Annotated in this window: 17 protein-coding genes; 4 read left to right on the top strand and 13 right to left on the bottom strand. The window is 62.6% G+C overall.

Annotation, left to right across the window (positions count from 1 at the left end; genetic code table 11):
- Positions 1 to 40 precede the first annotated feature (40 nt).
- Complete coding sequence (locus EJ075_RS18015; protein WP_095484107.1) at positions 41 to 1231, bottom strand: acyl-CoA dehydrogenase; 1191 nt, start codon at positions 1229 to 1231, stop codon at positions 41 to 43.
- Positions 1232 to 1339: 108 nt separating this feature from the next.
- On the opposite strand from EJ075_RS18015, the gene EJ075_RS18010 reads away from it, so the two are divergent.
- Positions 1340 to 2236 (top strand): LysR family transcriptional regulator, encoded by an 897-nt coding sequence (locus tag EJ075_RS18010; RefSeq protein WP_126105163.1) that lies wholly within the window; start codon positions 1340 to 1342, stop codon positions 2234 to 2236.
- Here the strand turns inward: EJ075_RS18010 and EJ075_RS18005 are convergent, their stop codons facing one another.
- From EJ075_RS18005 to EJ075_RS17970, 8 genes are all read right to left on the bottom strand, one after another.
- Complete coding sequence (locus EJ075_RS18005; protein ID WP_126105162.1) at positions 2237 to 4549, bottom strand: Tex family protein; 2313 nt, start codon at positions 4547 to 4549, stop codon at positions 2237 to 2239. It lies immediately after the preceding gene.
- 210 nt (positions 4550 to 4759) lie between these two features.
- Positions 4760 to 5956 (bottom strand): serine hydrolase, encoded by a 1197-nt coding sequence (locus EJ075_RS18000; protein WP_126105161.1) that lies wholly within the window; start codon positions 5954 to 5956, stop codon positions 4760 to 4762.
- A 67-nt stretch (positions 5957 to 6023) separates the two neighbouring features.
- Positions 6024 to 7451, bottom strand: a complete 1428-nt coding sequence (locus EJ075_RS17995; RefSeq protein ID WP_126105160.1) for an amidase — start codon at positions 7449 to 7451, stop codon at positions 6024 to 6026.
- A gap of 111 nt (positions 7452 to 7562) precedes the next feature.
- Positions 7563 to 8597 (bottom strand): extracellular solute-binding protein, encoded by a 1035-nt coding sequence (locus EJ075_RS17990; RefSeq protein WP_126105159.1) that lies wholly within the window; start codon positions 8595 to 8597, stop codon positions 7563 to 7565.
- Positions 8598 to 8622: 25 nt separating this feature from the next.
- Positions 8623 to 9429, bottom strand: a complete 807-nt coding sequence (locus EJ075_RS17985) for an ABC transporter permease (protein ID WP_126105158.1) — start codon at positions 9427 to 9429, stop codon at positions 8623 to 8625.
- Positions 9422 to 10342: an ABC transporter permease gene (locus tag EJ075_RS17980; RefSeq protein ID WP_126105157.1), complete on the bottom strand. Its 921-nt coding sequence runs from the start codon at positions 10340 to 10342 to the stop codon at positions 9422 to 9424. Before EJ075_RS17980 ends, EJ075_RS17985 begins: the two co-directional genes overlap by 8 nt.
- Positions 10342 to 11436: an ABC transporter ATP-binding protein gene (locus EJ075_RS17975; RefSeq protein WP_126105156.1), complete on the bottom strand. Its 1095-nt coding sequence runs from the start codon at positions 11434 to 11436 to the stop codon at positions 10342 to 10344. The genes EJ075_RS17980 and EJ075_RS17975 overlap by 1 nt, the downstream gene beginning before the upstream one ends.
- Positions 11437 to 11562: 126 nt before the next feature.
- Positions 11563 to 13230 (bottom strand): amidohydrolase, encoded by a 1668-nt coding sequence (locus tag EJ075_RS17970; protein WP_126105155.1) that lies wholly within the window; start codon positions 13228 to 13230, stop codon positions 11563 to 11565.
- Between the two features lie 170 nt (positions 13231 to 13400).
- Between EJ075_RS17970 and EJ075_RS17965 the strand changes: the two genes are divergently transcribed.
- Both EJ075_RS17965 and EJ075_RS17960 read left to right on the top strand, forming a co-directional pair.
- Complete coding sequence (locus EJ075_RS17965) at positions 13401 to 14432, top strand: histone deacetylase family protein (RefSeq protein WP_126105154.1); 1032 nt, start codon at positions 13401 to 13403, stop codon at positions 14430 to 14432.
- A 299-nt stretch (positions 14433 to 14731) separates the two neighbouring features.
- Positions 14732 to 16375, top strand: a complete 1644-nt coding sequence (locus EJ075_RS17960; protein WP_126105153.1) for an MFS transporter — start codon at positions 14732 to 14734, stop codon at positions 16373 to 16375.
- Between the two features lie 20 nt (positions 16376 to 16395).
- On the opposite strand, the gene EJ075_RS17955 is transcribed toward EJ075_RS17960, so the two are convergent.
- Entirely contained in the window at positions 16396 to 17808 is a 1413-nt protein-coding gene (locus EJ075_RS17955) for a hypothetical protein (RefSeq protein ID WP_126105152.1), read from the bottom strand.
- A 463-nt stretch (positions 17809 to 18271) separates the two neighbouring features.
- Positions 18272 to 19384, bottom strand: a complete 1113-nt coding sequence (locus EJ075_RS17950) for a TauD/TfdA family dioxygenase (protein ID WP_126105151.1) — start codon at positions 19382 to 19384, stop codon at positions 18272 to 18274.
- Between the two features lie 438 nt (positions 19385 to 19822).
- Between EJ075_RS17950 and EJ075_RS17945 the strand changes: the two genes are divergently transcribed.
- Entirely contained in the window at positions 19823 to 20107 is a 285-nt protein-coding gene (locus EJ075_RS17945; protein WP_123149707.1) for an SCP2 sterol-binding domain-containing protein, read from the top strand.
- Between the two features lie 62 nt (positions 20108 to 20169).
- Here EJ075_RS17945 and EJ075_RS17940 read toward each other — a convergent pair whose 3' ends face one another.
- Entirely contained in the window at positions 20170 to 20739 is a 570-nt protein-coding gene (locus EJ075_RS17940) for an N-acetyltransferase (RefSeq protein WP_126105150.1), read from the bottom strand.
- A gap of 91 nt (positions 20740 to 20830) precedes the next feature.
- Complete coding sequence (odc2, locus tag EJ075_RS17935) at positions 20831 to 21964, bottom strand: ornithine/lysine decarboxylase (protein WP_095484094.1); 1134 nt, start codon at positions 21962 to 21964, stop codon at positions 20831 to 20833.
- Positions 21965 to 22422 lie beyond the last annotated feature (458 nt).

Genomic DNA, 22422 nt, shown 5'->3' with positions numbered 1-22422 from the left:
AGATGTTGCGGTGCACCTAATTTAAGCGACAGTTGCCGGCTCAGAAAAACGCCTGCAACCCGGTCTGCGCCCGCCCGAGGATCAGCGCATGCACGTCATGCGTGCCCTCATAGGTGTTGACGGTTTCAAGGTTCTGCGCGTGGCGCATGACATGGTAGCCGATCTGGATGCCATTGCCGCCATGCATGTCACGGGCCTGGCGGGCGATATCGAGCGCCTTGCCGCAATTGTTGCGCTTGACGATCGAGATCATCTCCGGCGCCATCTTGCCTTCGTCCATCAACCGCCCGACCCGCAAGCTGCCCTGCAGCCCCAGAGCGATCTCGGTCTGCATGTCGGCGAGTTTTTTCTGGAAAAGCTGCGTCCCGGCCAGCGGCTTGCCGAACTGCTTGCGGTCGAGGCCGTATTGGCGGGCCCGGTGCCAGCAATCTTCCGCTGCACCCATCGCGCCCCAGGAGATGCCGTAGCGCGCCCGGTTGAGACAGCCGAATGGCCCCTTCAGGCCCGACACATTGGGCAGCAGCGCGTCTTCGCCGACCTCGACGCCTTCCATCACCACTTCGCCGGTGATCGAGGCTCGCAGCGACAGCTTGCCGCCGATCTTCGGCGCCGACAGCCCCTTCATGCCCTTCTCCAGCACGAAGCCGCGAATCTCGTTGTCATGCGCAGCCGATTTCGCCCAAACGACAAAGACGTCGGCGATCGGCGCGTTGGAAATCCACATTTTCGAGCCGGAGATCTTGTAGCCGTTCGCGGTCTTTTCGGCGCGCGTCTTCATGCCGCCCGGGTCGGAACCGGCATCCGGCTCGGTCAGGCCGAAGCAGCCGATCCATTCGCCGCTGGCGAGCTTCGGCAGGTATTTCTTGCGTTGGGCCTCCGAGCCATAGGCATGGATCGGATACATCACCAGCGACGACTGCACGCTCATCATCGAGCGATAGCCCGAGTCGATGCGCTCGACTTCCCGCGCCACCAGCCCATAGGTGACATAGTTGGCGCCGAGCCCGCCATATTCCTCGGGGATGGTGATGCCGAGCAGACCCGCCTCGCCCATCTCGCGAAAGATGCCGGCGTCGGTCTTTTCCTCGAGATAGGCTTCCTCGATCCTGGGAGCGAGCTTGTCGGCAGCGAATGCCGCCGCGCCATCGCGCACCATCCGCTCGTCTTCCGAAAGCTGGTCCTCGATCAGGAAAGGATCGTCCCAGACGAATGCGTTCTTATCGGCGGCCATGGCTCTCGGTTCCCAGAACAAAATCTTGAAGTGCCCGGCTTATCGACCCCCGCTTAAAAAAAATCAAACGAAATTGCATCACCAATCAATGAGCGTTAGTAATGGATCATGAGCGTCCAGCGCCGCCTTTTGCCTAACATCGGCGCCCTTACCGCCTTCGAGGCTGTGGCGCGCCTCGGCTCTTTCACCGCCGCCGCCCGCGAGCTCGATCTGACTCAGGGTGCTGTAAGCCGGCAGATCGCGTTGTTGGAGGACCAGTTCGGCCGTCGGCTGTTCGAACGCGACAGCCGCAATGTCCGGCTGTCGACTGCAGGCGAGATCTATGCCGAAGCGGTGCGCGCCGCCCTGGGTCAATTGCGCGACGCGGCCCTTGGATTGATGAGCAATCGGCATAGTGGCATCTTGAACCTCGCCATCCTGCCGACCTTCGGCACACGCTGGCTGATGCCGCTCATCCCGGATTTCGTCGAAAACAATCCCGACATCACCATCAACTTCGTCACTCGTATCGGCCGCTTCGACTTCGTCCGCGAGAGGCTCGACGCCGCCATCCATTACGGCCTGACCGATTGGCCCGATGCCGACTCCACACTCTTGGTCAGCGAGACGGTCGCGCCTGTCGTTTCACCCGAATTTCTGGCCGGCCGCGCCATTGCCACACCCGCCGACATCGGCCGTCTGCCGCTGCTGCATATGGCGACGCGGCCCGGCGCATGGACCGAGTGGTTCGAGCATCAGGGTTTGAGCGCACCGACTGGACCGGGCATGCAGTTCGAGCAGTTCGGCACCGCCGCCCAGGCCTGCATGGCCGGGCTCGGCGTCGCACTGCTGCCGCAGGTCCTCATCTCAGGCGAATTGCAGCGCGGCCAGTTGGTGCCGGCGCCGGGCCGGCCAATGCAAAGCCGCAGCGCCTATTATCTCGTCGTGCCGCACGACAAGCGCGGCCATCCGCCAGTCGCCAGTTTTCGCGACTGGCTGCTGGGCCATGTACCGCCGGAGAAGTAGCTACTTCCGCTTCAGCGCATCGGCCAATGCGGCACCGAATGCGCCCTGTTGCGCCGGCCGCTCTGGCTGACGCTGCGGCGCCGGCGCGCGCGACACCGGTCTGTTGCCATTGTCGCGCGGCTTCGGTGTACCGCCGTCACCATCCTTGCGCATCGACAGGCCGATGCGCTTACGCTTGATGTCGATGTCGACAACGCGCACCTTGACCACGTCGCCGGCTTTCACCACCTCATGCGCGTCCTTGACGAAACGGTCGGCCAGTTGCGAGACGTGCACCAACCCGTCCTGATGCACGCCGATATCGACGAAGGCGCCGAACGCCGCGACATTGGTGACGGTGCCTTCCAGCAGCATTCCCGGCTTCAAATCCTTGATGTCATCGACACCGTCGGCAAAGGTCGCGGTCTTGAAGCCGGGGCGCGGATCGCGGCCGGGCTTTTCCAGTTCTGCCAGTATATCACGCACCGTCGGCAGGCCGAACCGCTCATCGACGAAAACCCGCGGATCAAGCGCCTTGAGGGCGGCACTGTCGCCCATCAGCGAGCGGAGGTCGCGCCCACAGGCGGCGACGATCTTTTTCGCCACGCCATAGGCTTCCGGATGCACGGCCGAGGCATCCAGCGGTTCGGTGCCGTTGGGAATTCGCAGGAAGCCGGCGCATTGCTCGAACGCGCGGGGTCCAAGGCGAGAGACCTTCAGCAGATCGCGACGGCTGGCGAAAGGGCCGGTCGCATCGCGATGCGCGATGATGGCCTCGGCCAGCGATGTGCCAAGACCCGAAACCCGCGCCAGAAGCGGCGCAGAGGCGGTGTTGAGGTCGACGCCCACGGCATTGACCGCGTCCTCGACCACCGCTTCCAGCGAGCGGCCGAGCCGGTACTGGTCGACATCGTGCTGATACTGGCCGACGCCGATCGACTTCGGCTCGATCTTGACCAGTTCGGCGAGCGGATCCTGCAGTCGCCGCGCGATCGACACCGCGCCGCGCAGCGACACGTCGAGGCCGGGGAATTCCGCCGCCGCCGTTGCCGAGGCGGAATAGACCGAGGCCCCCGCCTCGCTGACGATCACCTTGAGCGGCTTCGGCCCGGAATCAGCCGGCATGTCGGACAGCATGTCGGCGACCAGCCGTTCCGTCTCGCGGCTGCCGGTTCCGTTGCCGATCGAAATCAACTCGACCTTGTGCAGGCGGATGAGCTTCGCCAATTCGGCCTGCGTGCCGCGCACATCGTTCCGTGGTGGAAACGGATAGACCGTCGTCGTCGCCAGCAGCTTGCCGGTGCCGTCCACCACCGCCACCTTGACCCCGGTGCGGATGCCGGGATCGAGCCCCATCGTGGCGCGCGAGCCGGCCGGTGCTGCGAGCAGCAAATCCTTCAGATTGCGGGCGAAGACGTGGATCGCTTCCTCCTCGGCCCGCTCGCGCAGATCGCGCATCAAATCGAGCGTCAGATGCAGCGACAGCTTTATGCGCCAGGTCCAGCCAGCAACCTCCATCAGCCAGCGGTCGCCCGGCAGCTGGCGGCCGATGGCGTAGGCATCGGCAATCATCCGTTCGATCGGCTTCACCGGCGACGCGTGGTCGGCATCGACTTCGATGTCGAGCGACAGCACCTCTTCGTTGCGGCCGCGCAGCATCGCCAGCGCGCGATGGCTCGGCACATTGGCCCAGCGCTCGACATGGTCGAAATAGTCGGAGAATTTCGCGCCGGCCTCCTGCTTGCCGTCGACGACGCGTGACCGCATGAAAGCCCGTTCCTTCATGTAGGCCCGCAGTCTGCCGACCAGGTCGGCATTTTCGGCGAACTGTTCGGACAGGATGTCGCGCGCGCCGTCGAGTGCCGCCTTGGCGTCGACCACCTCTTCGCTGATGTATGCCAGCGCCAGTTCGGCGGGCACCGCCGCACGGTCGGCAAGGATGGCCTCGGCCAGCGGTCCCAGCCCGCGCTCTCGCGCGATCTCCGCCTTGGTTCGGCGCTTCGGCTTGTAGGGCAGATAGATGTCTTCGAGTTCCGCCTTGGTGGCAGCCGCAGCGACCTTGGTTTCGAGCTCCTCGGTCAGCTTGCCCTGCTCGCGGATCGAACCGAGGATTGTGTCCCGGCGCGCGTCGAGCTCGCGCAGATAGGCGAGCCGCTCGGCAAGCAGGCGCAGCTGAGTGTCGTCCAGGCCGCCGGTGACCTCCTTGCGGTAGCGCGCCACGAACGGCACTGTCGCGCCTTCGTCCAGCAGTCCGATCGCCGCCGCGGCCTGTTCGGGCCGGGCAGTGATCTCGGCTGCGATGATTGCTGCGATGCGCTTGATGTCGGATGCCATGTCGTTCCTGCTGTCCTTATCGAAAAGAGCGGCGACCATAGGCGCAGAGCGTCGCTCCGCCAACCGCGGCGTTTTCGATCAGCCTGACAGGTCCACAGGAAAGCTGCGGCGCTACGGGCGCCTGGATCGGGTCAGACTATTCGGGCAAAGCCATATCCGGTCTCGAACGCAGTCTCGCCGGTCATGGCGTTTCCTTCCGATTTTTGGAACTTAGGCCAGAGCGGCGGCGATCGCGTGCACGGCCTTCATCGTCGCCACCGAATAGGCGATATCGGTGAAATCCGGGTAGCTCGAAAGCTTCACAACGACCATTCTCGTGTTCCAGTCGATATGGATCAGCTGACCGAACACGCCCCGGCACATCAGCGCGCGTGAGCCCGGATCCTCGATCCAGAACTGGTTGCGGTAGCCGCCTTCCGGCAGGCTGGGATTGAAGTCCGGTCCATGCCTGCCGCTGCGCGTCGCCTCGATCCAGTCGGCCGGCACCACGCCGCCGCCGTTGTCGAGGATCAGCTGCCCGAAACGGCCAAAGTCGCGCAGCGTGGCGTTGAAGCCGCCATCGGCGATGGCGTAGCCGGCGCTGTCGACGGTGAAGCAGGCGCTTTCATCCGCCCCGAGCTTTTGCCAGAGTTCCTCGGAAACCAGCTGCGCCAGCCGCTGGCCGGTCACCCGCTCCATGATGAAGGCGAGCACGTCGGTCTCGATCGAACGGTATTCGAACGCAGCGCCATGCGGCCGGCTTTTCTCCTTGAGGCCCAGGATCAGCTCGAACATATGCGACGGCCACTCGAAGGCCGGATCGCTGCCCGGCGGCACCGGTTTCCAGCCGCTGGCGACATCGACCTGACCGATATCGGAATAGCGGTCGGTATATTCCTCGGAAAAACGCACCCCGCTCGTCATATCGAGCACATGCTGCACGCTGGCGCCGGCCCAGCCAGTGACGCCAAGCTCCGGCAGATACGTCGTCACCGGCAAGGCCGGGTCGATCAGGCTGCGCCCGACCAATATGCCGAACACCGAAGCGGTGACGGACTTCGCCATCGACTGCGACAAATGCAGCGTGCGGTCGGTCATGCCGTTGAAATAGCGCTCATAGGCGATCTTGCCGTCCTTGAGCACGAGGAACCCGTCCGTATAGGTCTCGTCGAGCAGCCCGGCCAGCGTCGCAGGCTGACCCGTGCTGTCGCCCACCGGCAGCGCATCGAGATCGACCTCGGCTCGCTCGAGCCGGCGGCGATGGCCATTGCCGCGCCAGACTTCGACGGTCGGCAGAATTTCGCGGATGTGCTGGAATGCCCACCGGTTCCAGGGCCCCCTGTCCCAGTCGAGCTTTGGAGGCACCATCTTGGGCGGCGAGCCCTGCATGATCGGCGGCACCGGTTCGCTGTTGCGGTAGGATGTCATTTTATGCTCCGGGAAGTGTCCCGCGGTGTCGCGACAGTTTTTGCTTTCAGTGCGGTCGTGCCGTCCGTCATAGTTTCGGCCGGCGCGCCTTTTCTCCGTACCAGCCACCACCTGCTTTTTCATAGGCCATGCCGGCGCGGAACACATCTTCGTCACTGTAGGTGCGGCCGACGATCTGGATACCGGTCGGCACGCCGTTCTTCGCGTGGCCGGATGGAACCGACAGCACCGGACAGCGGCTCATCATGTTGAACGGCGTCGTCATCACCCAGCCCAGCGAGGGATTGACCAGCTTGCCGTTGATCCTGACTTCGTCCTTCGACTGGTCATGGTCGGCCGGCACCGACGGCAGCGCCGTGGTCGGGCAGATCAGCACATTGTATTTTTCGAGGAGCGGCCCAAGCGTCGTATACATGCGGCCAGCCACCTCCAGGCTGTCGACAAAATCGGTTGCCTTGGAACCCGCTCCCTCCTCGGCGAACTTGCGGGCGTAGGTCGTCATCTCGTCGGCATGGTCGGGCAGCAGCTTCGACAGGAACGCGCCGAACAGATGGTTCAAATAGGCGAGCCCGGCCTCCAGGACCTCCGGTCCCCAACCTAAATCGACCTCCTCGACCTCAGCACCCAGTGAGCGGAACACGTCGAGCGCTTTCTTCGTGTTCTTCACCACTTCCGGATCGACCTCGAAGCCGCCGAGATCCATCGAATAGCCTATCCTCCAGCCCTTGATCGGCTTGAACCTGGTCGGCAGGGTTAGCTTCGGCCGGAGCGAAGCGATATCCAGAGGACTGGGACCGGTCATGACGTTCTGCAGCAGGATCGCGTCCTCCACCGTGCGTGCCAGCGGTCCGGTGTGGCAGTAGAAGTCGAGGTTGAACGGTGGGTCGTCCGGGTTGCGGCCATAGGGCGGCTTGTAGCCGACGATACCGCAGGCCGACGCCGGGATGCGGATCGAGCCGCCGATATCTGAGCCGGTGGCGATCGACGATGTGCCGGATGCGAGCGATGCGGCCGAGCCGCCCGACGAGCCTCCGGGCGTGAACTTGGGATTCCAGGGATTGCGGGTGACACCCCACAACCTGGACCATGTATAGGCCGCGCAGGAGAATTCCGGCGTCGCCGTGCGTGCATGGACGATGCCGCCAGCTCGAATGATGCGCTCATTCATGGTCGAACTGATGTCGGCAACGAAATTCTTCATAATCAGCGAGCCGCCGGTGGTCGGCTTGCCCTTGATATAGCTTTCGTCCTTGATGCCGACGGGCAGGCCCTCGAGCGGGCCCGTCTTCTTGCCCTTGGCGTATTTCGCCTCGGCTTTTTTGGCCAGTGCCATCGCCTCGTCAAAATGCGTGTTGGTGAAAGCGTTGACCTTGTCCTTCGTCGCCTCGGCGCGCCCGATGACCGCTTCCATCAGCTCGACCGGTGAGAGCGTCTTCGCCTTGAAGCGCCTAAGGGCCTCGCGTGCCGGCATGTAGCAGAGATCGAGATCGGGCATTTGCAGGCAAACTCCGGGTGCGTCAGGCGACAGCCGGACGTCGGTCCTTGGCGAAGATTTTTTTGATTCACGGACCCGGCAGCCATGGCTGCCGGGTCCGTGGTACTGCGATCACTTCTGCAATTCGGTCCAGATCCTGGTGTAGAGCGCCTGGACGTCGGGCGCGCAGTTCAGCATGAACTTGCCCTTGTCGGCGAACTCGGCGGGGATGTTGACCTCCGGCGCCGTCTTCATGTCCGCAGGCATGAAGGCCTCCGATCCCTTGATGCCGTTGGCGTAGCGCGCGAAAGACGAGATCAGCGCCGCGTTTTCGGGATCCATGATGAAGTTCTGGAACAATTTGGCGTTTTCGACGTTCTTGGCGTCCTTCAGCACCGCAAGATTGTCCATCCAGATCGGATAGCCCTCCTTCGGATAGCCATAGACCATGTCCTTGTTCTGCAGGCGGGCGCGGAAGGACGCGCCATTCCAGTCGACGCTAGCTGCGAAGTCGCCCTTGGCGAACTTCTCGACCGTGCCGTAGTCCATGGAGATCCATTTCGGCTTTGCCGCCACCAGCGCATCGCGCACCTTCTTCAGCACCTCCTTGTCGCCGGTGCAGGGCTCGCCGCCGACATATCTGATGGCGAGATGCATGACATCGGCCATTTCGGGAACGACGTTGACCTTGCCGACCAGTTCCGGCGGCGGATCCAGGAAGATGGCCGAAGTGTTGACGTCACCCTTGTAGACGGAGGTGTTGACCGTCACGCCGGTCGTTCCCCATTGCCACGGCACGGTGTATTTGCGGCCTGGATCGAAGGGAACATCGACCCATTTCGGGTCCATGTTCTTGAAGTTCTCCATCTTGCTAGGCTCTGTCTCCAACAGCAGCCCTTCCTCGATCCAGATCGGCACGAAGCTCGCAGAGGGCACCACGATGTCGAAGCCGCTGCCGCCCTGGCGGATTTTGGCGAGCGCGGTGTCGTTGGAATCGTAGTCGGTGACTGTCACCTTGACCTTGTATTTTTCCTCAAATTTCTTGATGAGGTCGGGGCTGGTGTAATTGCCCCAGTTGTAGATGTTGAGCTCGCCATCGGCGCGGGCAATACCCGCCGAGGCGAGGAGCGCGGCGCCGAGCGCCGTCGCAGCCAGTTTCCACTTCATCGTTTTTCTCCTGTTACAGCTGATATCATTCCTGATCCTTTTTCCTGCTGATGAAAAAGAAGACGGTGACGATCAATATCGAGATCAGCAGGAACACCGTCGAAATCGCGTTTATTTCCGGCGTGATAACGCGCCGGAACTGGCCGAGCATGTAAGTCGGCAACGTGTCCTGGCCGCCGGACTTGACGAACTCCGTGATGACGACATCATCCAGCGAGATGACGAAGGCCAGCATCAATCCAGCAAGGATGCCTGGCCAGAGCAGCGGAAAGGTGACGCGCCGAAAAGCCTTCCAGGGTGTCGCGTAGAGGTCGGCCGCAGCGACCTCCAACGTCAGATCCATGTTCTCAAGCCGCGCCCGGATCGGCAGATAGGCAAAGGGGATGCAAAAGGCCGTATGCGCGGCCATCAGGTAGCCCAGCCCCGAATAGCCGGTCCAGATCTTGATGCGCGAAAAGAAGATCAGCAGCGCCACCGCGGTGACGATTTCCGGCACCATCAGCGGCTGGTTGATGAAGGCGTATTTGAAGCCGAGGCCGGGATATGGCTTCGTCCGGGTCGTGGCAAGCGCGGCCATGGTGGCGACGATCGTGGCAATAGTCGCCGCGACTGAAGCAATCTGCAGCGACCGGATCGAGGCGTCGACAACCTGGTTGTTGTTCCAGGCCTGGTAGAACCAGCGCAGCGACACGCCTTCCCAGATCGCGATCGAACTGCCGGCGTTGAAGGCATAGACGACAACCGTGATGATCGGCAGGTAAAGCGCGAAGAAGCAGACCATCGCGATGGCCGTGAAGCCGGTCTGCCGGCGGATGTCGAAGCCGCTACCCATGCGTGCCGCCCTGACGCCCGGCGGAGCGGACATAGAAGAGCAGCGCGACCATCACGATCGCCATCAACGAGATCGACAGCGCCGAGCCGAGCGGCCAGTTACGGCCTTGCCCGAACTGCAGCTCGATCAGATTGCCGAGCATCATATTCTTCGAACCGCCGAGCACGCGCGGGGTGACATAGGCGCCCAGCGCCGGGATGAAGACGAGGATCGAGCCGGCGATGATGCCAGGCTTGACCAGCGGGATGATGACCCGCCTCAGCACCTGGAAGCGGTTGGCGTAGAGGTCGTAACCCGCCTCGACCAGCCGGAAGTCGATCTTTTCCATGCTGGCATAGAGCGGCAGCACCATCAGCGGCAGATAGACATAGGTCATGCCGACCATCAGCGCGAAATCGGTGAACATCATCTGGATCGGCTGGCTGATGATGCCGAGCTTGATGAGCACCGTGTTGACGATGCCCTCGTTGCGGATCACCTCTTGGATGGCGAAGGTGCGGATCAGCAGATTGGTCCAGAACGGGATGGTGATCAGGAACAGCCAGATCTCGCGCTGCCGCGCGGGCCGGGTGGCGATGAAATAGGCGGTCGGGAAGCCAAAGAGCAGCGTGAAGATCGTTGTCATGAACGACAGCTTGGCCGAACGCCAGAAGATCGACAGATGCGCGTCGGCGAAGGCCAGCGTGTCGTCGAAGATGTCACGCTGCATCACCACCGACAGCCAGCCGTCGGTGGAGAATTTCCACACCACGTCGCCATAGGGCCCCGGCGTCAGGAACGAATAGATCACGACGATCAGCAGCGGGCCGGTCGCCGCCAGAAAGATGATGATCAGTGCCGGCGCTGACAGAAGCCAGCGATCGCGGATATCTCGGCGTTCGGCTTCCTTGGCGACTTCTTCCGCGCTCGCCATCAGTCCCTCAGCACTTGTGCGGCATCGTTGCCGATCGAAATGCCGACCTTGTCTCCCCGCTCGAAACCGCAGCCTGCGCTGCGCGTGTTCTGCTGGCGCACGGTGAAGGCCTCGCTACTGTCCAGGCGAACATGGATGTGCGTGTCGGTGCCGAAATAGACGATGTTTTCGACCGTGCCCGACAGGTCGCCCTTGCCGCTGGTCAGCTTGGCATGTTCCGGCCTGACCACCACGGTGGCGTTGTCCTTCGGCTGAAAGCCTTCAGCCACGGTTGCGTCGATCGTCGCGCCGGATTTGAGTGTTGCGCGTGCCTTGCCGTTGGCGATGCCTGTTATGGCCGCGGTCAGGAAATTGGTCTCGCCGATGAAGTCGGCGACGAAGCGCTCCGCCGGCTTGTCATAGATGTCCCAAGGCGTGCCGACCTGCAGGATCCTGCCCGACGACATCACCGCGATGCGGTCCGACATGGTCAGCGCTTCTTCCTGGTCGTGGGTGACGAAGATGAAGGTGATGCCGGTCTCGTGCTGCAGCCGCTTCAGCTCGATCTGCATCTCCTTGCGCAGCTTGAAGTCGAGCGCCGACAGCGGCTCGTCGAGCAGCAGCACCTTCGGCTGCGGCGCCAGCGCCCGGGCCAGCGCCACGCGCTGCTGCTGGCCGCCCGATATCTGGCTGGTGCGGCGGCCGCTGAGCGCTTCCATCTTGACCAGCTTCAGCATCTCGGCGACCCGCGCCTTCACTTCGGCTTTGGGCTTGCCGAGCATTTCGAGGCCGAAGCCGATGTTCTCGGCCACCGTCATATGGGGGAACAGCGCATAGTTCTGGAACACGGTGTTGACCGGCCGCTTGAATGGCGGCAGCGGCGCGATGTCCTGACCATGCAGCAGTATCTCGCCGGCGCTAGGGAAATCGAAGCCGGCAATCAGCCTTAAAAGCGTCGTCTTCCCGCAGCCGGACGGACCAAGCAGCGTGAAGAACTCATTTTCGCGGATCGACACCGAAACCGTGTCGAGGGCGGCGACCTGTGACTCCCCGGTACCGAATACCTTGCGGACGCCACGAACCTCAATTGCACTTTTACCCGGTTGTTCCGGCACGATTACCCCATTCTTGCGTCCGCTCTTCAGGGCGGATCCAGTTCCCACTCGATTGTCAGCACACGGCGTGTGGCTTGGCAAGCATGCATCTGAATGTCGATTCAGAACGCAATTCCCGTGCCATCGTCATGCCTGGTAAGTGATCTTGCCGCCGCAGATCGTCGTCACTGGCCGCACCATATGCAGCGCTTCCGGCGCGGTCGCCTCGATATCGGCAGAGAGCACCACGAGATCGGCCATGAAGCCTAGCTTCAGACGGCCTTTGCGATGCTCCATGAACTCGGCATAGGCGCCTTCCACCGTGTAGCCACCGAGTGATTCATGCAGCGAGAAGCTCTGATCGGGATCATCGTCTGCCCATGGTTTGCGCAGCACTGCCGCCTGAATGCCCAGGATCGGATCGATCGGCGACACCGGCCAATCCGAGGCGAAGACGACACGCGCGCCCGCGTTCTTCAGCGTCCGCCACGCATAGCTCAGCGGCCAGCGGGCGGGCCCGATGCGCGACACCGTCGGCTCCAGCGGCAAGCCCATGCTGCCCGGCGGATGCGGCGGCTGCATCGAGGCAATGACGCCAAGCTTTGCGAAGCGTGGCACGTCGGCGGCGGTGATCACCTCGATGTGCTCGACCCGATGCCGGCTGTCGCGCGTGCCGTTTTGTTTCTGTGCCGCCTCGTAGCCGTCGAGCACGGCGCGCACGGCGCCGTCGCCAATCGAGTGCACCGCAATCTGCAGCCCGCGCCTGTCGACGGCCACGGCAAGGTCGATGAATTGCTGCGGCGTGAACAGCGGCTCGCCCAGCCAATCCGGACGGTCTGCATAGGGCTCGACCATCACCGCCGTCCATGAATCGAGCACGCCGTCGTAGAACACCTTGACCATGCCCGACGATAGCCATTCGCCCTTGTAGCGCTCAGCCATCATCGACGCCTTGTCGAGCATGTCGAGCGTCATGAAGTTCTTGTAGTGGAACGGCACCTGCACGCGGCACAGCAAGCCGCCTTCGGCCTCGATCTCGGACAAGAGTTCGAGCTGATGCAAATTGCCGTCCATGTTTTGGATCGAGGTGATGCCGTGCCTGGCACACCATTCCAGCCCGCGGCGCATGATCGCCCGGTCGGAGGCCTGCTCCGCCGGCGTCGGCTTCGGGTCCGGCTCGCCGCCGGTGGTCTGGCCGAGCCACACGCGATCCTCGCCGGCCAGCGCGATCAGCGGCCCAAAAGCCTCGCCCTCGCGCAATTCGCCGCTGGCCAGCCCGTCGTCGCCCATGACGATCTCATTGCCCGGGCCAAGCTGCTTTCCTCTAAGCAGGCCGGCCAGTTCCAGCGCTTTGGTGTTGGCCCACATTGTATGGTGATCGGGCGCCGCCATGACGAAGGGCCGGTCCGGCAGGATGCGGTCGAGATGACGGCGGCTGACCCGCTCAGTCGCCGACAGGATGGTGTAGTCGGCGCCTTGCGCCTGCAGGATGGGCAGGTCCGGTCGCATTGCGGCATAATGGCGCACAGCGTCGGAAAGCGCCTCGAAACCGTGGACGCCCATCAGCTGGAGATGATCGAGCTCGGCCGCGCCGCCGAAAAGATGCATATGCGCCTCAATGAAGCCGGGGACGACGGAGCCGCGGCCGGCATCGATGACGCGCGTGCCGGGGCCTTTGTGCTCCAGCACGGTCGCGCGATCTGCGATCGCAATGATTTCGCCGCCCTTGATGGCTATGGCTTCGGCACGGGGGTTATCGGGATCCATCGTCAATATGCTGGCATTCTCGACGATCAGATCGGCCGATGGCGGCATAATTTTCTCCCGTTTGAGCTTAGGCTAGCAGAGTATTGGCGTCTGGCAAGCCGTCCGCTGCTACTTGCAACAACGATCTGGAACGCCTCTTGGCGGCGCTGAAACTCTCTGCCACAAAGCAGTCCGTCAATGACAGATACGCAACTCGAAGAGCGAGCCGGGCCCGCAAGATGAAGACTGTTTTCTCCCCTCTCCACGTCGGTCATGCCGGCAACTTCGAACTCATTTCGGGCGCCATCGTGCCGGCCTTCGAGAAGCCCTCGCGCGCTGAGTTCATCCAGGCGAGGGTGGAGAGCGAAAAGCTCGGCCCGATCCTGCCACCCGACACCCACGATCTCGCTGCCGCCAGGAAGGTGCACACCAGCGACTACATCGATTTCCTGCCGACCGTGTGGCCGCTCTGGGAAGCGTCCGGCCGGACGGGCTCGGCCATCCCCTTCACCTGGCCGACGCGCGGCCTGCGCGGCGATGTGCGCCCCAGAACGATCGATGCGCTGCTTGGATTTTACTCCTTCGACGGCGGCGCCACCTTCGTTGAAGGCACCTGGGAGGCGATCAAGTCGTCCTATGACGTGGCGCTGACCGCGGCCGCCCTGGTCAAGGGCGGCGAGACGTCCGCCTTCGCGCTCTGCCGTCCGCCCGGCCATCATGCCGGCGCTGCTTTCATGGGCGGCTATTGCTACATCAACAACGCCGCCGTTGCCGCGCAATGGTTCCGCGACCAGGGCGCCAAGCGCGTCTCGATTCTCGATGTCGACTACCATCATGGCAACGGCACGCAGGAGATCTTCTACAGCCGCGACGACGTGCAGGTGCTGAACCTGCATGGCGACCCGATGACCGAATATCCGTTCTTCCTTGGCCATGCCGACGAACGCGGTGCCGGCCCCGGCGAAGGCTTCAATCTCAATTATCCGATGCCGTTCGGCACCTCATGGGACGCCTGGAATGCTTCGCTGGAAGACGCCTGCGCGAAACTTGCGGCTTACGCTCCCGATGTCGTCGTCGTCTCGCTCGGCGTCGACACGTTCGAGAAGGACCCGATCAGCAAGTTCAAGCTGAAAAGCGCCGACTATCCCAAGATCGGACGTCGCATCGCCAGGCTCGGCCTGCCGACGCTGTTCGTCATGGAAGGCGGCTATGCCGTCGAGGAAATCGGCATCAACGCCGTCGGCGTGCTGACCGGATTCGAGGATCGGTAATGCATGTCGACCAGAGCCTGCCCTCGGGCGTTTGATCCGAGAGAGCGCAGCGGTTTTGGGTAACGACATTCGTGGCAATTTAGTAGGCAGCGGGCACAAAGTCGGCCACCTCACCGAAGCGCTTCACGCCGCCTGCAAGGACGTCCGCGGACCTGTTCCGGCCTCCGCTATCCTGTTGTTGGACCATGATCTTCTTCGAAAAGGCGTTCGCCCTTTGCGAAGTGATGCTCTACTTTGAGGGAACGGTATGAGGGACCGATTCACCGGAAGAAGACAGCATTGAAGTCGGGGAAGCATCCATGATCGACGACGAGCCGAACAGCGAACGCGTCTCGGCGCTGGCGCCGTTCCGGCACGGCATTTTCCGCGCCGTATGGTCCGCCAGTCTGGTTTCGAATTTCGGTGGCTTGATCCAGGGCGTCGGCGCCGCCTGGATGATGACGACGATCGCCACCTCGTCCTATCAGGTCGCGCTGGTCCAGGCGTCGACCACCTTGCCGATCATGCTGTTTGCGCTCGTTGCCGGTGCGATCGCCGACAGCTTCAACCGGCGCAAGGTCATGCTGATTGCCCAGACCTTCATGCTGGTCGTCTCGGTTCTGCTGACCGTGTTCACCTATCTTGGCCTGATAACGCCGTGGACGCTGCTCGCCTTCACCTTCCTGATCGACAGCGGCACGGCGCTCAACAACCCGTCATGGCAGGCGTCGGTCGGTGATATGGTGCCACGCGCCAAGCTGCCTGCGGCTGTCGCGCTCAACTCGTTAGGCTTCAACCTGACGCGCAGCGTCGGCCCGGCGATCGGCGGCATCATCGTTGCCGCCGCAGGTGCCGCCGCCGCCTTTGCCGCCAATGCATTGAGCTATGTCGGCCTTATCATAGTGCTCGCCCGCTGGAAGCCGGACCTGCCGGCCTCTACACTGCCGCGCGAGACGCTGGGCGCGGCGATGGGCGCCGGCCTGCGCTACGTCGCCATGTCGCCCAATATCGGCAAGGTGCTGGTCAGGGGTGCGGCTTTCGGCTTCAGCGCCGGCGCGGTTCTGGCGTTGCTACCGCTGGTGGCGCGCGACGTCGTCAAGGGCGATGCCTTGACCTACGGCATCATGCTCGGCGCGTTCGGCATCGGCGCGGTCGGCGGCGCGCTGATCAGCGTCCGGCTGAGGCAGATCCTGTCCAGCGAGACGATGGTGCGCATGGCATTCGCCGGCTTCGCGCTCTGCGCCTTCAATGCCGCCGTCAGCGACCACGCCTGGCAGACGTCGCTCGGGCTGCTCATCGGCGGCGCCTGCTGGGTGATCGCGCTGTCGCATTTCAACGTCACGGTGCAGATGTCTACGCCGCGCTGGGTGGTCGGCCGGGTGCTGTCGGTCTATCAGACGGCGACCTTCGGCGGCATCGCGCTCGGCAGCTGGATTTGGGGTGTCGTCGCCGATGCGCATGGCGCCGAATTCGCGCTGATCGCGGCTGCTGTCGCGATGCTGGCGGGCGGCGCGATCGGCCTCTTGCTGCCCTTGCCGCAGCAGGCGGTGCTCAATCTCGATCCGACCAACCGTTTCAAGGAGCCGCATCTTGCGCTCGACCTCAAGCTGCGCAGCGGCCCCATCGCTATCATGATCGAGTACATCATCCGCGAAGAGGACGTGCCGGAATTCCTAGCCACCATGGCCGAACGCGGCCGCATCCGACGCCGTGACGGCGCCCGCAACTGGACGCTGGCGCGCGATCTCGAAAATCCCGCAATATGGATCGAGCACTATCACACGCCGACATGGCTCGAATACATCCGCCACAATAAGCGGGCCACCCATGCCGACGCCGTTATCGGCGAGCGCGTGCGCGCGCTACACAGCGGCGACGAGCCGCCGCGCGTCCGCCGCATGATCGAGCGTCCGACAACCGCCGGCACGGCGATCGTCATGCCGAAAGGCCCGATCGAGCACTAAGCGGCAGCCCACCCTGCGCGTTAGGATGCAGCGCGCAGGCTCGTACGGACACGCCGCCTGCTTGTAGCGCGGGCCTTCTCCGCCACGACACCGGTGATCTCGACCACGCCGTCCTCACGCGGTCTGGCGTTTGTGACCTTGTGGAGACGCTCATAGGGCAACAGTTCCTTGACCCGAGCATCGAGCAACGCGACTTCGGCTCGCAGGTCCTCGCATTCCTGCCTCTGGACATCGAACTGTATCTGCTCGGATGCCTGCTGCAGGGAAAGCTGCGAAAAATTCGCGTTCACGGTCGAAAGGTTCATCTTGTCGTTTTCGTTCTCCTTTCTGAGAGCAGACAACCTTTCCTCCGCGATTTGCTTTTCGGCCACAGCGTCGCTCCATTGAGCCTTGAGCTTGGCGATCTCGCTGGCGGCTTCACTGTTCTCGTTCAAGGCAACCTCCAATCGCGATTGGAGGTTCCGAATTTCGGAACGCAGGCCGCCGATCTCCGTGAAACCACGCGCTCGCTCGGCTTCCCTGTCACCTTCCATGATACGGGCCGCTTCCGTCATTTCCGACAGCTTCGCTTGCGCGACATCGAGCGATTTCTGCAGCCGCATTTCCTCTTTCTCGCTCTTGCCAAGCGCAGCCAGCACTTCCGAAAGTCGCGCCGTCTCATTGGCATGAATCGTCGAGAGTTCATCCAGCCTGTGCCGCGCCTCAACTTCCCGTTTCAGCGCCTTGTCGAGGTCGATCGACAGGCTGACATGTTTTTCCCGCAGTATCTCGTTCTCGCGCGAGCATCTGTTGGCCTCGGCCGTTCTGGCCGAAAGCGTTGTGACGAGGTCACCGAACTCGGCTTCGCGCTCTGCGCTCGCATTGCCTGCCACGACGAGTTCCAGCCTTGCTGCAGCCAGCGCACGGCGAAGTGCCTCCTTGTCCTCGATCAGGCCTGTCTCGCGCTGCTGCAGGGCCTCGACAGCGCTTTCACGCTCGCGCTGCTTTCTGGTGGCATCGTGGAGCTGCTCCGACAGCACTCTTTGCTGGGTGGTCAGGCCGACATTTGCCAGTTCCAGTTCGTTGGCGCGAAGAATGTCCCCGTGAAGCAGCTTCAGGAATTCGCCTGTCAGATGATGCGAGGTCGCGATCTCCGACAGTTTCGTATTGATCTCCTCCAGATACTCCCGCGCATCGTCAAAGAGCCCATCGACGGCATTTAACGCAGCCAGTCGGGTTTGTGTGTGGGAGGTCAGGCGTCGAGCGGTGCCAGCGTCGTCCTCGGGCTGAGAGTTGTCATTCTTTGCCGCGAGATTCTCATCCGGGACGGCCTCCAACGGCGACTGGTCGTCCAGGTTGAGGCACTCATCGAACGCGTCCGCCAAATCGGCTTCAAGCTCCTTGAATGCTCTGTCCACCTTCTCGGCGCGCTTCATCAGACTTTTGAGTCTCATGACTGAACCTCCCCCTCGTGTAGCGCCATCATGGGGTCTTGATCCTCGCCTCCCGGATACGGGTTCATCCTATCTCCCCTGACGCGGTCGACGCGTGAGATGACCGCTCTAGAATCTGCTGTCATGGCCCGTTTACCCACTCTGAGCGCAGGGGCCGAGTCCACGCTAGGGACAGGCTCGGCCACTGTCCTCGTCTGTTTGAATGACGCAAACCGTGTAAGTGCCCTGATTGTAGCCGGCTTTGGAAACAACCCACCGGAGGAACGTCCGCCAGAGTTCCAGATTGACCGCCGCGACCATCGTCGTGCTCCCTTGTTGTTCACGACGTGACATGCCGGCCGAGCTGCTCGGTAAGCCTAGCCCTCGCCCGACAGGTCCCGCCTCGCCTTGTCGAGTTCCTCGGCATAGCGCCGCATCAGATGGCCTTCGGTCAGCAGCCCGACGACGACGCGGTCGTCGTCCGCTATCGCGAGAGGACGCGAATACGACTCTGAAACTCCCCACGATCGACATAACATCCGCGCAAATGTCGCCGCCCCGTGTTCGGATTGAACGATTGGCGGCCGTGCAGCACCCGGCGATTGTCGAACACCGCCATTTCGCCGGCCTTGAGGCGGTAGGCTATTTGGAAACGCGAGCCGCGGATCATCATCATCAGCTTGCGATAGGCCGCGTAAAAGGGCGCGCAAATGTCGGAGGGAAGGTCGATGACATCGACAAGATGGGCGTTGAACCGTAACTCTGTCACTTCTCCATCGCGTCGCGTTACGATCACAGGAAACCTACCGCGCAGATCGTAGTTTTCGTCGTGAAAACGATAGGGTATCTCGACCTCGCACAAGAGACGGTAGGCTTCAGGATCTTCCGCCTGTAACGCGGCCACGATCGCAAACCCATCGGCAAAGACCGATCCACCGCCTTCAGCTTCGTTCGCGATACAATGAAGGAATTGATAGCCGGGCGGCACCTCCTGGTTCGCAAGATCGGTGTGTAACGGCAGGGCGACCGGCGTATAGGCCAGGTTGTTCGGTTTCGGCATCGACACGACCTCGAACATGGTGCCGAAATTTGTCTGGCGCAGGAACCCTATCCGCTCGGCCGCGCGCCGCCCGGCGTCGGGATCATCGTCAAGCCCATCGACGATGGAGAGCCCGTATGCAGCCGTTGCCTTCAGCCAGGCGAGCAGATCGGCATCGCTTTGCAAGATGTCTCCGGCGGAGTGACGCGGTATGGTTTCAAGATCGATCGAGCCGTCCCAGAGTTTTGGAGCGATGTCAGCCGGATCGTTTCTCTTTCTGCCCGGACGATAGGATTCAAAGAACTGGCCCGGGAATTCCTCCTCAGCCTGGTCGTTCAACCAGACAATGCTCACAGTGCCGCCTCTGTCTTGCACGCTGATCGGTCTGAGTGAGGGCTCCACCCTGGTCAGGTCGAATATCCGCTCTTCGGTCTGCGGGTGAAACGCCGATGGCGCATTGTCCTTTAGCCAGAGCCAAGGATAGCAGACTGTTTCGCCTGACGAGAAAGTTACGGCAAGCGCGGTCTCCCGGGCTTCCACGGAAAGCATGGTATTCATGACGGTGTCTCTCTGAACACAGAATTTGATTTTCAGCTTGGATCAAGCCCGCAGGCTATCAACCCAACGGTGGTGGCCACCACAAGCTCGGCTTCCCATAGCGATGGGATCCGGGATTTCTGTTTGGTTCTTCGAGCACTCGATCTCCAGGTAGAAACCTGATTCAAGCAACATGGCGATGGTAGCGGTCATTTGCCGGCGGTGTCCAGCTAAATGCAATGGATCGCCATCCCCTCTCGGCTACCTCTCGTGGACGGCCGGCTTCGCTGCGGCGATAAAACCCATCTTCATCTCGGGGAACCGCGTTGACGTAAACGTCAACCCAAAGCTATATGCGCCAGCGACCGTGATCGCGAAATGCACAAGGTGGCGATTTCGGCCAGATCGATGTGGCCCAGTACCAATGTGCGACAACGCAACGAGACGAGGAGAACGGCCATGGGCGTTCAGGAAATTGCCGACAAGATCAGCGCGCGCGTGGCGAGTGCCGGGTTCGATCGTTCCGTGAAATTCGATACCGGCGGCGACGGTGTCATCGTCATCGACGGCGCTGATGTCTCGACCACCGACGCGCCGGCCGACTGCACCATAAAGCTTTCACTCGACGATCTGGAGTCGCTGATATCAGGCGATCTCAATCCGACCATGGCGTTCATGTCCGGCAAGATAAAGGTCGAAGGCGACATGAGCGTCGCCATGGCGCTGAGCCAGCTGATCGGCTGATCCACTCTAACCCGGGATGAAACAAGCCGCCGCGCAATGGGCGGCAGCTTGTTTCCGATCCGTCAGGCCGCGAGCGGCAGCCGCTGTGCCTTCAGCTTGCGCCCTGCCGCCTTCAGCGTGCCCTGCGCGTCGGCGAGCGCGCCTTCCACCAGTTCCAGCGCCAGCAAGCGGTGCCGTTCGTAAGGTCCCGGCATGGCCAACGAGCCGGTCTTCTCCGCCGAGAACCCGAAGCGCTCATAGTAGGGCGCGTCACCGACCAGGAGGATTGCCGTGTGACCGAGACGCGCGGCTTCAGTGATTGCATGGCGCATCAGCGCCGAGCCGATGCCAGCATGCTTGATTGTGGGATCGACGGCGAGCGGGCCAAGCAGAAGGGCTGCCCGACCGCCCTCGCCCAGCACGACATCCCATAGCCGCACCGTGCCACTGACAGCGCCCGAAGCATCGCGCGCAACAAAGGCCAGGCCTTCCGAAGGCCGGCGGCCACGCCGCAGCTTTTCCGATGATTTTTTCTTGCGCTTCGGCCCCATGGCGCGATCGAGCAAGGCCTCGCGCGCCGGAACGTCGGCAGCGGTTTCGGCGACGATCATAAAGGCCGGCGAGCTGTCCACGATTTCAACTGGCATTTCCATTTCCGCGATCCTTCACGAGCGGATTGTTCCACAGGCGAACCGAAGCGGGCGATCTCGTCGCCCGCACCGGGTGATCTGAGGGCCGAAGCCGTCAGATCACGTAGGATCGGAGAGGCTCGAAGCCGTTGAAGGCGACCGAGGCGTAGGTCGTGGTGTAGGCGCCGGTGCCCTCGATCAGCACCTCGTCACCGATGGTCAGCGACAAGGGCAGCGGATACGGCGTCTTCTCGTACATCACGTCGGCCGAATCGCAGGTCGGGCCGGCGAGCACGCACGGTGCGGTCTCGGTGCCGTCATGCGCGGTGACGATCGGGTAGCGGATCGCCTCGTCCATCGTCTCGGCGAGACCGCCGAACTTGCCGATGTCGAGGAACACCCAGCGCACATTGTCGTTGTCGGCCTTCTTCGAGATCAGCACGACTTCCGACTTGATGACGCCGGCATTGCCGACCATGCCACGGCCGGGTTCGATGATGGTTTCCGGGATGGCGTTGCCGAAGTGCTTGCGCAGCGCCGAGAAGATCGCCTGGCCATAGGCCTGTGCCACCGGCACATCCCTGAGATAACGGGTCGGGAACCCGCCGCCCATATTGACCATCTTGAGCACGATGCCTTCCTCGGCGAGCGCCGCGAACACCTTCTTGGCATCGCCGAGCGCACGGTCCCAGGCAGTCAGGTCGGTCTGCTGCGAGCCGACATGAAACGACACGCCATAGGCGTCGAGGCCGAGCGTCCTGGCACGACGCAGCACATCGACCGCCATCGCCGGCACGCAGCCGAACTTGCGCGACAGCGGCCATTCGGCGCCTTCGCCGTCGGTCAGCACGCGGCAGAACACACGGGCGCCGGGCGCAACGCGGGCGATCTTGTCGACCTCCTCGACGCAGTCCACTGCGAACAGCCGGATACCGAGCTGATAGGCGCGCTGGATGTCGCGCTCCTTCTTGATGGTGTTGCCGAAGGAGATGCGGTCCGCCGGCGCACCGGCGTCCATCGCCATCTCGACTTCGGCAACGGAAGCGGTGTCGAAGGACGAGCCCATCGCAGCAAGGAGGCGCAGGATTTCCGGCGCCGGATTTGCTTTCACCGCATAGTAGATTTTCGAGTCGGGAAGCGCCTTCTCGAAAGCGCGGAAATTATCGCGCACGACATCGAGGTCGACGACGAGGCAGGGGCCGTTCGGACGTCGGGTGGCGAGGAAGTCAAGGATGCGCTGGGTAGCCATCGGGGTCTCTCCATCAGCGCCTTTCGGCGCGCACAAAGGCTGCGGGACGCGGGTCATCGACCTCGCGAACACGCGGTGGACAAAGGCGGGACGTCAAATCCATGGAACCAGCCGGTGGAGACCCCGGAACCATGAAACGCCGTCTCGCGGCGGTGAACCTTGGCCTTGCCCGGCCTCGGTTCGCTTTGTCTGCCTTGGCTTGGATGGGAGACCCGTCCGCACTGCCGGCAATGAAGGTGTGCCTCTTCAGTAACCCCGGTCTTTGGACGACCGGCAGAACACCAGAAAGGCCCGCACCGTCGTTGCTTCAAGGTGTCCTCGGTCTGGCGGTTGGCCGCTAAACCGACTGGAGGGGTTGGCTCCAGTTACCTTACCGATATCCCTCACCATTTTGAGGATCGGCGGACACCCACAGGCACGTGCGACTTTGGGCAAGCGCGATATAAGGTCGAAGGATT

Origin of the sequence: Mesorhizobium sp. M6A.T.Cr.TU.016.01.1.1 (assembly GCF_003952585.1) — a bacterium.
Taxonomy (GTDB): domain Bacteria; phylum Pseudomonadota; class Alphaproteobacteria; order Rhizobiales; family Rhizobiaceae; genus Mesorhizobium; species Mesorhizobium mediterraneum.
This window is presented reverse-complemented; position numbering and strand designations above follow the sequence as displayed.